We start from the raw sequence: 12,552 nt of genomic DNA, 5'->3' as shown, positions 1-12,552 counted from the left end.
TATGGCCAATATCAAAGTCGACGGCCAGCTCGTCGAAGTTCCGGACTACTATACCCTGATGCAGGCGGCCGAAGCCGCTGGCGCCGAGATCCCGCGCTTTTGCTACCACGATCGCCTGTCGGTCGCGGGCAATTGCCGCATGTGCCTCGTTGAAGTGAAGGGTGGCCCGCCAAAGCCGCAGGCCTCCTGCGCCATGTCGGTCAAGGACTTGCGTCCCGGCCCCAACGGCGAGCCGCCTGAAATGTTCACCAACACGCCCATGGTCAAAAAGGCCCGCGAAGGCGTGATGGAATTCCTGCTGATCAACCATCCGCTCGATTGCCCGATCTGCGATCAGGGCGGCGAATGCGATCTCCAGGACCAGGCCATGGCCTATGGCGTCTCCGGCTCGCGCTTCTTCGAGAACAAGCGCGCCGTCGAAGACAAGTATATGGGTCCGCTGATCAAGACATCGATGAACCGCTGCATTCACTGCACGCGCTGCGTTCGCTTCACCACCGAAGTCGCCGGCATTTCCGAGCTCGGCCTCCTGGGTCGCGGCGAAGATGCCGAGATCACACCATATCTCGAGCGCGCGCTTACCAGCGAACTCCAGGGCAATGTCATCGACCTTTGCCCGGTCGGCGCTCTGACCTCCAAGCCCTACGCCTTCCACGCTCGCCCTTGGGAACTGAGCAAGACCGAGAGCATCGACGTCATGGACGCCGTAGGCTCGGCCGTACGCGTCGACGCCCGTGGGCGCGAAGTGATGCGCGTGCTGCCGCGCGTCAACGAAGCCATCAACGAAGAGTGGATCTCCGACAAGACCCGCTTCCACTGGGATGGTCTCAAGACCCAGCGTCTCGACCGCCCCTATGTGCGCAAGAATGGCCGCCTTCAGGCGACGACCTGGGACGAAGCTTTCGCAACTGTCGCTGCCCGTATCAAGCAGGCCGGTAACCGCGTTGGCGCCATCGCCGGTGACCTTTCTGCCGTCGAGGAAATGTACGCGCTCAAGGGTCTTCTCGCCTCGATCGGCTCGGGCATGACCGATGTGCGCCCCGCCATGTCGGGCATCGATCCGTCCATGCCGCGCTCGGCCTATCTGTTCAACCCGACCATTGCCGGCATCGAAGAAGCCGACGCCATTCTTATCATCGGCGCCAATCCGCGCCGCGAGGCCGCGGTGCTCAATGCCCGCATCCGCAAAACCTGGCGTGCCAAGAACATCCCCATCGCCGTCATCGGCGAGCAGGCCGATCTGACCTATGCGCACGAATATCTGGGCGCCGGTTTCGAAACGCTGGCCGACCTTGCTGCCGGCAACGGCGCCTTTGCGAACACGCTCGCCAATGCCCAGCGTCCGCTGATCATCGTCGGCGAAGGTGCGGTTTCGCATGCCGGCCTTGGCAAGCAGGCCGGCCGCGACACCATCGCGCTGGGGGCAAAGCTCGCCAGCGGCGCCAATGTTGCAGAGGGCTGGAACGGCTTTGCGCTGCTGCATAACGCTGCCAGCCGCGTCGGTGGCCTCGATATTGGCTTTGTGCCGCATAATGGCGGCGTCTGCTCCGCAGACCAGATCGCCATGGCGGGTAGGGGCGAGCTCGACGTCCTGTTCCTGCTGGGCGCCGACGAATACGACACCTCGGCCATGGGCAATGCCTTCGTGGTCTATATCGGCTCGCACGGTGACAAGGGCGCAAACCGCGCCGATGTCATCCTGCCGGGCGCGACCTACACGGAAAAGTCCGGCACCTATGTGAACACGGAAGGTCGCGTGCAGGTAACCACCCGCGCCGTATTCCCGCCCGGCGATGCCAAGGAAGATTGGGCCATCATTCGCGCCCTGTCCGGCGTCATCGGCCAGCCGCTGCCCTATAACTCTTTGTCGCAGCTGCGCAGCGCCATCTATGCGGAATTCCCGCATCTGGCGCGCATCGACCAGATCACGCCTGGCGCGGTTGGCGATCTCGCCACCTTGGCCGGCGCTGCGATCAAGACCCAGTCGGCGTCCTACAAATCGCAGGTTTCGGACTTCTATCTCAGCAATCCGATCGCTCGTGCATCTGCCGTTATGGCCGAATGCGCTGCGATGGCCTCCGGCATGCGCCAAGCTGCGGAGTAGGGGAGCATAATGGACTTCATCAACGCTGCCCTCGACTACCTGCTCGGGATCCCGGCCATTGGCTTGGGCACCCAGATCGGGTTTGTCTATAAGGCGCTCGCTCTCCTTGTTGGCCTCCTGATCTTCACGGCCTTTATCCTCCTGGCCGACCGCAAGGTCTGGGCAGCGGTGCAGCTGCGCCGCGGTCCCAACGTCGTCGGGCCGTTCGGCCTCCTGCAATCCTTTGCCGACCTCCTGAAGTTCGTCTTCAAGGAAGCCATCATTCCAGCCGGCGCCGACAAGATCCTCTTCCTTGCCGCCCCGCTGATCACCGCAACGCTGGCGCTTGCCGGCTGGGTCGTCGTGCCTGTGTTTGATGGCGGCGCCATGGCTAACATCAATATCGGCATTCTTTACCTCCTCGGCGTGTCGTCGCTTGGCGTCTATGGCGTCATCATCGGCGGCTGGGCGTCTAACTCCAAATACCCTTTCCTTGGCGCCTTACGCTCTGCGGCGCAGATGGTGAGCTACGAAGTCTCGATCGGCCTCGTCATCATCACCGTGCTGCTCTGCGTCGGCTCGCTCAACCTCAACGACATCATTCTGGCGCAGCGCGATATGGGCTTGGCCCATGCCATCGGCGTGCCGTGGCTGACCTTCCTCAACTGGTTCTGGCTGCCGCTCTTCCCGATGTTCGTGGTGTTCTACATTTCGGCCTTGGCCGAAACCAACCGCCCGCCCTTCGACATGGTTGAAGGCGAGTCCGAACTCGTCGCCGGCTTCATGACCGAATATTCGGCCACGCCCTACCTGCTGTTCATGCTGGGCGAATACATCTCGATCCTCCTGATGTGCGCCATGACCACGGTGCTGTTCCTGGGTGGCTGGACGTCGCCGATCGACCTGCCGCCATTCACCTGGATTCCGGGCCTCATCTGGTTCTTCATCAAGGTCACGCTGGTCTTCTTCATGTTCGCCATGGCCAAGTCCATCGTGCCCCGCTACCGCTACGACCAATTGATGCGAATCGGCTGGAAGCTCTTCCTGCCGCTATCGCTGATCATGGTCATTATCGTTGCTTTCGTGCTTCAGCTCACCGGCTGGGGCTGGCATGGAGGCGTTGCCTGATGCGCGTCGGACAAGTCGTAAATACCCTCCTGCTGCGCGAGTTCGTCTCCGCCTTCTTCTTGGCCATGCGCTACTTCTTCAGCCCCAAGCCGACGGTGAACTACCCCTTCGAAAAGGGCCCGGTTTCGCCGCGCTTCCGCGGTGAACATGCGCTGCGCCGCTACCCCAATGGCGAAGAGCGCTGCATTGCTTGTAAGCTTTGCGAAGCCATCTGCCCGGCCCAGGCCATCACCATCGAAGCCGGCCCGCGCCAGAACGATGGCACCCGCCGCACAGTGCGCTACGACATCGACATGGTGAAATGCATCTATTGCGGCTTCTGCCAGGAAGCTTGCCCGGTAGACGCCATCGTCGAAGGCCCGAACTTTGAATTTGCGACCGAAACGCGCGAAGAGCTCTACTTCAACAAAGAGCGGCTCTTGGCCAACGGCGACCGGTGGGAACGCGAACTCGCGTCCAACCTCGCCGCTGACGCGCCATATCGCTAAGAGGGAAGACGGATGAGCCTTCCACTATTCTTCTTCTACGTCTTCTCGGCAGTGACGGTCGCCTCGGCCTTCATGGTGATTTCCTCGCGAAATCCCGTCCATGCCGTGCTGTTCCTGATCCTCGCCTTCGTCAATGCAGCCGGCCTCTTCATGCTGGCCGGTGCCGAGTTCCTGGCGCTGATCCTGATCGTCGTCTATGTGGGCGCCGTCGCGGTGCTGTTCCTCTTCGTCGTCATGATGCTCGACGTCGATTTCGCCGACATGCGGCGCGGCATGCTGCAATATGCGCCGGTCGGTATCGTCGTCGGCATCGTGCTGCTGCTCGAGCTTCTGCTGGTTGCCGGTAGCTTCCTCGTCGCGCCCGATGCGGCCAGCGGATCGTCGCTGCCGATCGACGCAACCATGGACAATACCCGTGCGCTCGGCCTCGTGCTCTACACGCGCTACGTCTTCCTGTTCCAGGGCGCCGCAGCCATCCTCCTGGTGGCCATGATCGGTGCCATCGTCCTGACCCTGCGTCACCGCACCGGCGTCAAGCGCCAGAGCACCGCAGCGCAGCTCGGCCGCATGCCTGCCGACACGCTCCAGGTCGTCAAAGTCAAAAGCGGCGAGGGGCTGCAATAATGGTCGGTACGGTTATTGGGCTCGGTCACTACCTGACCGTTGCGGCGATCCTGTTCACGCTGGGCGTGTTCGGAATCTTCCTCAACCGCCGCAACATCATCGTCATCCTGATGTCGGTGGAGTTGATCCTCTTGGCGGTCAACCTCAACCTCGTGGCTTTCAGCTCGCATCTGCAGGACCTTCAGGGTCAGGTTTTTGCGCTGATGATCCTCACCGTTGCTGCTGCCGAGGCCGCCATCGGTCTCGCCATCCTCGTCACCTTCTATCGCAATCGGGGCACGATCGCGGTTGAAGACGCCAACCAGATGAAGGGTTAAGGGGCACCCTCTATGATCATTCAGGCGATTGTTTTCCTGCCCCTCGTCGGGGCACTCGTCGCAGGCCTGCTCGGCCGCAGCATCGGCCACCGGCCATCCGAATTCATCACCACTGGCCTCCTCATCATCGCTGCGGTGCTGAGCTGGGTCGTCTTCCTGCCTGTTGCCTTTGGTGATGGCCTGGTCGGTGCGGTCGGCGACGGCCATGCCGCCGTGGTCAAGGTCGAGGTCATGCGCTGGATCCAGGTCGGCGACATGGACCTGCGCTGGATCCTGCGCGTCGATACGCTCACTGCCATCATGCTGGTCGTCGTGAACACGGTCTCGGCCCTCGTTCACCTTTATTCCATCGGCTACATGAACGAAGATCCGCACCGTTCGCGCTTCTTCGCCTACCTCTCGCTCTTTACCTTCGCCATGCTGATGCTGGTGACGGCCGACAACTTCTTGCAGATGTTCTTCGGCTGGGAAGGCGTGGGCCTCGCGTCCTATCTCCTGATCGGTTTCTGGTACACGCGCCCCTCGGCGACCGCCGCGGCAATGAAGGCTTTCGTCGTCAACCGTGTCGGTGACTTTGGTTTCGCCCTCGGCATCTTCTGCGCCTTCCTGGTACTCGGTCACATCGACTTCGATGGTGCCTTCGAGGCCGCCGACGCTTTTGCGACCACCGGTCTTCCCACCATCCGGTTCCTTTCCTGGAACGTGGATGCCATGACTGTCGTCTGCCTGCTGCTCTTCATGGGCGCCATGGGCAAGTCGGCGCAGTTCCTGCTGCACACATGGCTGCCGGACGCCATGGAAGGCCCGACGCCCGTGTCGGCGCTGATCCATGCCGCAACCATGGTCACCGCCGGCGTCTTCATGGTCGCCCGCCTGTCGCCGTTGTTCGAGACCTCGCAAGTGGCGCTGACTGTCGTGATCGTCATCGGCGCAATCACCGCTTTCTTTGCGGCAACCGTCGGTCTCGTCCAGAACGACATCAAGCGCGTTATCGCCTATTCGACCTGTTCGCAGCTCGGCTACATGTTCGTGGCGCTCGGCACCGGTGCCTATTCGGCCGGCGTCTTCCACCTCTTCACCCACGCCTTCTTCAAGGCCCTCCTGTTCCTGGGCGCCGGCTCGGTCATCCACGCGATGCATCACGAGCAGGACATGCGCAACATGGGCGGCCTCCGCAAGAAGATCCCCATCACCTATTGGATGATGATGATCGGCACGCTGGCGCTGACCGGCGTCGGCATCCCGGGCACCAGCTTTGGTTTTGCCGGCTTCTTCTCCAAGGACTCGATCATCGAGAGCGCCTATGCCTATGGCGGCCAGGTCGGCAGCTTCGCCTTCTGGCTCCTGGTCATCGCCGCCATGTTCACGAGCTTCTATTCGTGGCGCCTGGTGCACCTGACCTTCCACGGTTCGCCGCGCGATGCGCAGCATAGCCACACCGCGCACCCCGATCCGGCCCATTCGGATGCGGAAACCCATCACGAGCCGATCGACGACAGCAATCTCGACGACCACGTGCATGCCGCCGTCAGCCATGACGATGCGCATCACCATGGCTCAGCCTATGACCACGCCCATGAATCCCCCAACGTCATGCTGGTACCGCTTTATGTGCTGGCCGTCGGCGCGGTGCTTGCCGGCGCGGTCTTCTACGGCATGTTCTTCGAAAACCTCGAGCACATCGAAAGCTTCTTCGCCGGCGCCATCGTAGTCGACCACGAGATCATCGAAGCGGCGCACCATGTGCCGTGGCTGGTCAAGTGGAGCGCGACCTTTGCCATGATCATCGGCTTCATCGCCGCCTACATCCTGTATATTCGCCGTCCGGAAATGCCGGGCCGCATCGCCGCGACCAATCCGGGGCTCTATAAGTTCCTGCTCAACAAGTGGTACTTCGACGAGCTCTACAACACGATTTTCGTGAAGCCGGCGCTCTATATCGGCCGCGCCGTGTGGAAGGGCTTTGATGACCAGCTCATCGACCAGACCTTCACCGAAGGTCTCGGCCGCCGCGTCCAGAACGTCACCAACTGGGTGGTCAAGCTCCAGTCCGGTTATCTTTATCACTATGCCTTCGCCATGCTGATCGGCATCGCGGCGCTCCTGACCTGGGCCATCGCGGCCGGGGGATTGATCTGATGAATTTCGACAATTCGATCCTCACCATCCTGACCTTTCTGCCCGCGCTCGGCGCAGCCCTGCTGCTGGTGACGCCCAAAAGCGCCCTCAATGCCATCCGCTGGATCGCGCTTGCGGTGACGCTGGTCACCCTCGCGCTATCCCTGGCACTGTGGCAGAGCTTCGACCCGTCCAATGCTGGCTTCCAGTTCGTGGTCAACATGCCCTGGATCGGCGAGAGCATCGGCTACCGCGTCGGTGTCGACGGCATCTCGGTGCTCTTCGTCGTGCTGACCGCGCTGCTCATGCCCTTCGCCGTTCTGGCGAGCTGGGACGTCGACCTGCGCGTCAAGGAATACATGATCGTCTTCCTCGTCCTTGAAACGCTGATGATCGGCGTGTTCACGACGCTCGACCTGGCGATGTTCTACGTCTTCTTCGAAGGCACGCTGCTGCCGATGTTCCTGATCATCGGCATCTGGGGCGGTTCCGCCCGCATCCAGGCCGCCTACAAGTTCTTCTTCTATACCTTTGTCGGCTCGGTCTTCATGCTTGTCGCCATGATGGCGATGTATTGGGATGCCGGCACGACCGACATTTCGCGCCTTCTGACCCACGACTTCCCGGTCGCCATGCAGCCTTGGCTGTGGATCGCTTTCTTTGCCTCGCTTGCGGTCAAGATGCCGATGTGGCCGTTCCACCGCTGGCTCCCGGAAGCACACGTGCAGGCGCCGACTGCCGGTTCGGTGATCCTTGCCGCAATTCTGCTCAAGCTTGGCGGCTATGGCTTCCTGCGCTTCTCGCTGCCCATGTTCCCCGACGCTTCGGCGAACTTTGCGCCCTTCATCTTCACGCTCTCGGTCGTCGCTATCATTCTGACCTCGCTGGTCGCCCTGGTGCAGACCGACATCAAGAAGCTGATCGCCTATTCGTCAGTGGCCCATATGGGTTTCGTCACCATGGGCATCTTCGCGGGCAACGCCTTGGGCATCCAGGGCGCCATGTTCCAGATGATCAGCCACGGCATCGTCTCGGGCGCGCTGTTTCTTTGCGTCGGCGTGATCTATGACCGCATGCATACCCGCGAGATTGCGGCTTATGGCGGTCTCGTCGAACGCATGCCGCAATATGCCTTTGCCTTCATGGTCTTCACCATGGCCAATGTCGGCCTGCCGGGCACATCGGGCTTCGTCGGTGAATTCCTCACCATGATGGGTGTCTTCCAGGTCAACACCTGGGTGGCCTTCTTTGCCGCGTTCGGCGTCATCTTCTCGGCCTGCTACGCCCTCTGGCTTTACCGCCGGGTGATCTTCGGCGCGCTGACCAAGGACAGCCTCAAGGGCATCTTGGACCTGACGACCCGTGAAAAGGTCGTGCTCTACCCGCTGATTGTCCTGACCGTGGTCTTCGGTTTCTATCCGGCGCCGATCCTCGATACGACCGCCTCGGCCGTCGACAACCTTGTCGCGCAGTATTCGCAGGACATCGGCCGCAACCCGGCCGTTGATCTTGCCGATGAACGTGCACCCCTGAACTATGTCGCGCCGGTTGCTGGCGCGGAACCGGCTGCCGAAGAGCACGCAGCCGAGCCTGCTGCGCACTAGGAGCCTCAAGTGAACTCTGACATCACCGATTTCGCGAGCCTGGCGCCGGCATATCCGGAAATGCTGATGGCCGTTGGCGTCCTCGTGCTCATCCTCGTGGGCGTCGTCGTCAACAAGGAACGTTCGGGCTTCGTTACCTGGCTCGCCATCATCTTGATGGCCGTGACCGGCGTGCTCGTCGCCACCCAGCATGCTGATGGCGTCATCTTCAATGGCCTTTTCATTGCCGATAGTTTCTCGCGCTACATGAAGGTCCTAGTCATGGGCGGCGCTGCCCTGGCGCTGATCCTTTCGGTGTCCAACGACGTCGAAAACGGCACCCACAAATACGAATACGCTATCCTGGCGACGCTCTCGACGCTGGGCATGATGATCATGGTGTCGACCAACGACCTTATGACCCTCTATATCGGCCTCGAGCTACAGTCGTTGTCGATCTACGTCATGGCCGCAATTAAGCGCGACGATAGCCGCGCCACCGAAGCGGGCCTCAAGTATTTCGTGCTCGGCGCCCTGAGCTCCGGCATGCTGCTCTATGGCGCTTCGCTGATCTACGGCTTTACTGGCCATACCAACCTGCAGGAAATCGTCCTTGCGATCGCCAGCGAAGGCCGTTCCATCGGCCTGATCTTCGGCGTGGTGTTCCTGCTCGCCGGCGTTGCCTTTAAGATCTCCGCCGTGCCGTTCCACATGTGGACGCCCGACGTTTATGAAGGTGCGCCGACCCCGGTCACCGCCTTCATGGCCATGGCGCCCAAGGTCGCGGCGATGACGCTGATGATCCGGCTCGTGATCGACACCTTCTCGCCGATCTCGACCGATTGGCAGCAGGTGGTCATCTTCCTCTCGATCGCCTCCATGGTCCTCGCGGCCTTTGCTGCCATCGGCCAGAATTCGCTCAAGCGCATCATCGCCTACTCGTCCATCGGCCATGTCGGCTTCGCCCTTGTGGGCCTCTCCTCCGGCACCCAGGTGGGCGTCGAAGGCGTCGCCATCTACATGGCGATCTATGTTGCGATGACCGTCGGCCTATTCGCCTGCATCCTCTCGCTGCGCACCGAAACCGGCTACGTCGAAACCATCGGCGACCTGGCCGGCGCCGCACAGCGCCGTCCCTTCGTCGCCGCCGTCATGGCGATCCTGATGTTCTCGCTGATCGGCATGCCGCCGCTCGCTGGCTTCTTTGCCAAGTGGCACGTTTTCCTCGCGGCAGTCGAAGCGCACCTCTACGTGCTGGCCATCATCGGCGTTCTCGCTTCGGCCGTCAGCGCCTTCTATTATCTGCGCGTTGTCAAGACGATGTACTTCGATCCGCCGGTCCGCGAATTCGCCGCCGTGCCGAACGAACTCAACATCATCATGGCAGTCTCGGCCTTCTTCATCGTGACCTACTTCTTCACGGTGGGTAATCCGCTCGCCCAGGTGGCGCACAACGCCGCCGGAAGCCTGTTCTAGGTGAGCAATTTCTCTCTTGGTGCCAAGGCGCGGTCGGCCGGATATCGACTGGCCGGCTTTGACACTATCGGCTCCACCAATACCGAGGCGCTCGCTGCCGCCGCAGCGGGCGATCCGGGCGGCATCTGGTTTGCCGCGCTGCAGCAGACCGAGGGCAGGGGCCGTCGTGGCCGTCAATGGATGAGCCCGCCGGGCAATCTGGCCGCCAGCCTCTTGATTGTTCCCGACGCAGACCCAGATACTATTGCAACCCTCGGCTTCGTAGCCGGCGTCGCGCTCAATCGCGCGCTCTCGTCCATTCTCCCGCAAGGCATGATCCGCGTCGGCATCGATGGGGCGGACGGTCTCGATGGCCGATCCCGCATCGCTTTAAAATGGCCCAATGACGTTCTCGCCGATGGCGCCAAACTCGCTGGCATCCTTCTCGAAGCCAGCAAAACTCCGGCCGGCAACACGGCAATCGTCGTGGGCTGCGGCGTCAACGTCGTTGCCGCACCCGAAGGCGTGCCTTATCCAGCGACATCGCTGCGCGCTCTGGGTGTCGATCGCACTGCCGAGGACGTCTTCGAAGCCTTGACCGATGCCTGGGTCGAGACCTTCGCCCTTTGGGACGATGGTCGCGGCATCGGCACCATTCTTGAACTCTGGCGCGGCTCTGCCGCCGGCATCGGTGCGCCAGTCGCCGTCACGCAGGACGGTCTCGTCCGGCGCGGCATTTTCGAAACCATCGATTCTTCCGGTCGATTGATCATCCGCGACGACACTGGCGCGCGATTCCCGATCACCGCAGGCGATGTGCATTTTGGGGCAACGGCCAGCGCCCGAAGCTGACCACAACATGGTTGAAACGACCGGCGACCTGAGTTCGCCCGGCGTTCCGACCGCAAGAAAAGGAACAACCCATGGCTCAAACCCAAAGGGATGAACTCGTCTTTGTGCCGCTTGGCGGCGTCGGCGAAATCGGCATGAACATGGCCGCCTATGGATTCGGCCCCGAGCGCTCGCGCAAGTGGATTGTGGTCGATTGCGGCGTCAGCTTCGGCGGCCCCGACCTGCCGGGCATCGAACTGATCATGGCCAATCCCGAATTCCTCGAGGAAAACGCCGATGACGTCCTGGCGCTAATTCTCACGCACAGCCACGAAGATCACTATGGCGCGGTGCTCGATCTCTGGCCAGTTTTCGACAAGCCCGTCTACGCCACGCCATTTACCGCCGCCATGCTGGCCGCCAAGCGGGCAGGGGACGGCATCGTCGAAAATGTCGACGTCACCATCATGACGCCCGGCAAGCCGTTCACCGTTGGCCCCTTCACCATCGAGCCGATCAACGTCGCCCACTCGATACCCGAATCGAACGCCCTGCTGATCACCACCCCGATCGGCCGTGCGCTCCATACTGGCGATTGGAAGCTCGACCCGACCCCAACGCTGGGCCGTCCGACCGACTTTGCGCGAATGGAAGCCATCGGCAACGAAAGCGACCTGCCGCTGGCGCTGATCTGCGACTCCACCAATGCGATGAAGGAAGGCGAAAGCCCATCCGAGGAAGAGATCGGCCGCAACCTCGCGCAGCTGATCGCCGATGCGCCGAACCGCGTCGCCGTTACGACCTTTGCGTCCAATGTCGGTCGCGTCGTTTCCATCGTTCGCGCCGCACACCAGGCCGGGCGCGAAGTGGTCCTGTCCGGTCGCTCGCTCCATCGCATCATGGGCATCGCCCGGGAACTGGGCATGCTCGAAGGCCTGCCGACCCTTCATGACCAGGATGCCTATCGCACCATCGCCCGCGACAAGTGCGTCCTGATCTGCACCGGCTCGCAGGGCGAGGCCCGCGCCGCCATCGCCCGCATTGCCCGCGGCGATCACCCGGTCATCGATCTCAATGCCGGCGACCGCATGATCTTCTCGTCCTGGGCAATTCCGGGCAACGAGCGCGAAGTCAACGACATCCAGAACCTCCTGATCGATCGCGGCGTCGAGGTCATCACCGCCAGCGATGCCATGGTTCACGTCACCGGCCACCCGCGCCGCGGCGAGCTGCGCAAACTCTATTCCTGGGTCAAGCCGCAGGTGCTGGTGCCGGTGCACGGCGAAGCGATGCACCTTGAAGCCCATGCCAAGCTTGGCCGTGAAGAGGGCATCCCCAATGTGGTGGAAACCCGCAACGGCGACATGGTTCGCCTTTTCCCCGAACCTCTCGCATTTCCGGCCGAAGTGCGCACCGGCGAGCTCTATCTCGATGGCCTCGTCCTCTGCACGCCCGAGGAGTCGGGCGTCAAGGGCCGCCGCCGCCTGTCCTTTGGCGGCATGATCACCGTCAGCCTTTGCGTCAATTCGAACGGCCAGGTCGTGTCCGGCCCCGAAATGGTGATCGAAGGCCTGCCCGAGACCGAAGATGAGTCGGTTTCCGACATCGTCGAAGACACCGTTGCCAACATCATCAAGTCGATGCCGCCCAAGCGCCGCAGCGACACCGAAGTGCTCAACAACGCGCTCTTTAAAGGCATCCGCAACGAAGTGAACGCCTTCTGGGGCCGCAAGCCCAACGTCTCGATCTTCGTGCACCGGGTTTGATCCCGGCGCTCGTCCAGCCCACCGGCTGTCACCCCGGCCTTGAGCCGGGGCCTATCTTGAGATCTCAGGATGGATCCCCGCCTGCGCGGGGATGACATCGAGCGTGTTGCACCGGCGAAACTCCTCCCCCGACTGACGGGGGAGGCTGGGTGGGGGCCC

General features: G+C 62.1%; 10 protein-coding genes. All 10 read left to right on the top strand.

Annotated elements, in window-relative coordinates; all coding sequences use genetic code 11:
• Position 1: 1 nt before the first annotated feature.
• The 10 genes from nuoG (at position 2) to JI748_RS06845 (ending at position 12,393) form a co-directional block, all read left to right on the top strand.
• Complete coding sequence (nuoG, locus tag JI748_RS06890) at positions 2 to 2,104, top strand: NADH-quinone oxidoreductase subunit NuoG (RefSeq protein ID WP_201636260.1); 2,103 nt, start codon at positions 2 to 4, stop codon at positions 2,102 to 2,104.
• Positions 2,105 to 2,113: 9 nt separating this feature from the next.
• On the top strand, positions 2,114 to 3,211 hold the full coding sequence (gene nuoH, locus JI748_RS06885) for an NADH-quinone oxidoreductase subunit NuoH (RefSeq protein ID WP_164533792.1): 1,098 nt from the start codon (positions 2,114 to 2,116) through the stop codon (positions 3,209 to 3,211).
• Positions 3,211 to 3,699, top strand: coding sequence for an NADH-quinone oxidoreductase subunit NuoI (gene nuoI, locus JI748_RS06880; protein WP_164533793.1), 489 nt, complete (start codon positions 3,211 to 3,213; stop codon positions 3,697 to 3,699). Before nuoH ends, nuoI begins: the two co-directional genes overlap by 1 nt.
• A 12-nt stretch (positions 3,700 to 3,711) precedes the next feature.
• A complete protein-coding gene (locus tag JI748_RS06875; RefSeq protein ID WP_201636258.1) occupies positions 3,712 to 4,323 on the top strand; it encodes an NADH-quinone oxidoreductase subunit J in 612 nt (203 codons plus the stop codon).
• Entirely contained in the window at positions 4,323 to 4,640 is a 318-nt protein-coding gene (gene nuoK / locus JI748_RS06870; RefSeq protein WP_164533795.1) for an NADH-quinone oxidoreductase subunit NuoK, read from the top strand. Before JI748_RS06875 ends, nuoK begins: the two co-directional genes overlap by 1 nt.
• Positions 4,641 to 4,652: 12 nt before the next feature.
• On the top strand, positions 4,653 to 6,779 hold the full coding sequence (gene nuoL / locus JI748_RS06865; RefSeq protein WP_201636256.1) for an NADH-quinone oxidoreductase subunit L: 2,127 nt from the start codon (positions 4,653 to 4,655) through the stop codon (positions 6,777 to 6,779).
• Positions 6,779 to 8,362 carry an NADH-quinone oxidoreductase subunit M gene (locus tag JI748_RS06860; RefSeq protein ID WP_201636254.1) on the top strand — a complete coding sequence of 528 codons (1,584 nt, stop codon included), beginning with the start codon at positions 6,779 to 6,781 and terminating at the stop codon, positions 8,360 to 8,362. The genes nuoL and JI748_RS06860 overlap by 1 nt, the downstream gene beginning before the upstream one ends.
• Positions 8,363 to 8,371: 9 nt before the next feature.
• The gene (gene nuoN, locus JI748_RS06855) at positions 8,372 to 9,817 is read left to right on the top strand and encodes an NADH-quinone oxidoreductase subunit NuoN (RefSeq protein WP_201636252.1); all 1,446 of its coding nucleotides are present in this window, start codon (positions 8,372 to 8,374) and stop codon (positions 9,815 to 9,817) included.
• On the top strand, positions 9,818 to 10,648 hold the full coding sequence (locus JI748_RS06850; RefSeq protein WP_201636250.1) for a biotin--[acetyl-CoA-carboxylase] ligase: 831 nt from the start codon (positions 9,818 to 9,820) through the stop codon (positions 10,646 to 10,648).
• Between the two features lie 71 nt (positions 10,649 to 10,719).
• Positions 10,720 to 12,393, top strand: a complete 1,674-nt coding sequence (locus JI748_RS06845) for a ribonuclease J (protein WP_201636248.1) — start codon at positions 10,720 to 10,722, stop codon at positions 12,391 to 12,393.
• Positions 12,394 to 12,552: the final 159 nt, after the last annotated feature.

Source organism: Devosia rhizoryzae (genome assembly GCF_016698665.1).
Lineage (GTDB): Bacteria > Pseudomonadota > Alphaproteobacteria > Rhizobiales > Devosiaceae > Devosia > Devosia rhizoryzae.
Note: the sequence above shows the minus strand (reverse complement) of the source record. Positions and strands in the feature narration are given on the sequence as shown.

Bases quoted from the DNA above. Each gene is read 5' to 3' on its own strand.
- JI748_RS06860 (WP_201636254.1), top strand. From the start codon at position 6,779: ATGAATTTCGACAATTCGATCCTCACCATCCTGACCTTTCTGCCCGCG.
- nuoH (WP_164533792.1), top strand. From the start codon at position 2,114: ATGGACTTCATCAACGCTGCCCTCGACTACCTGCTCGGGATCCCGGCC.
- nuoK (WP_164533795.1), top strand. From the start codon at position 4,323: ATGGTCGGTACGGTTATTGGGCTCGGTCACTACCTGACCGTTGCGGCG.
- nuoG (WP_201636260.1), top strand. From the start codon at position 2: ATGGCCAATATCAAAGTCGACGGCCAGCTCGTCGAAGTTCCGGACTAC.
- nuoL (WP_201636256.1), top strand. From the start codon at position 4,653: ATGATCATTCAGGCGATTGTTTTCCTGCCCCTCGTCGGGGCACTCGTC.
- nuoI (WP_164533793.1), top strand. From the start codon at position 3,211: ATGCGCGTCGGACAAGTCGTAAATACCCTCCTGCTGCGCGAGTTCGTC.
- JI748_RS06845 (WP_201636248.1), top strand. From the start codon at position 10,720: ATGGCTCAAACCCAAAGGGATGAACTCGTCTTTGTGCCGCTTGGCGGC.
- JI748_RS06875 (WP_201636258.1), top strand. From the start codon at position 3,712: ATGAGCCTTCCACTATTCTTCTTCTACGTCTTCTCGGCAGTGACGGTC.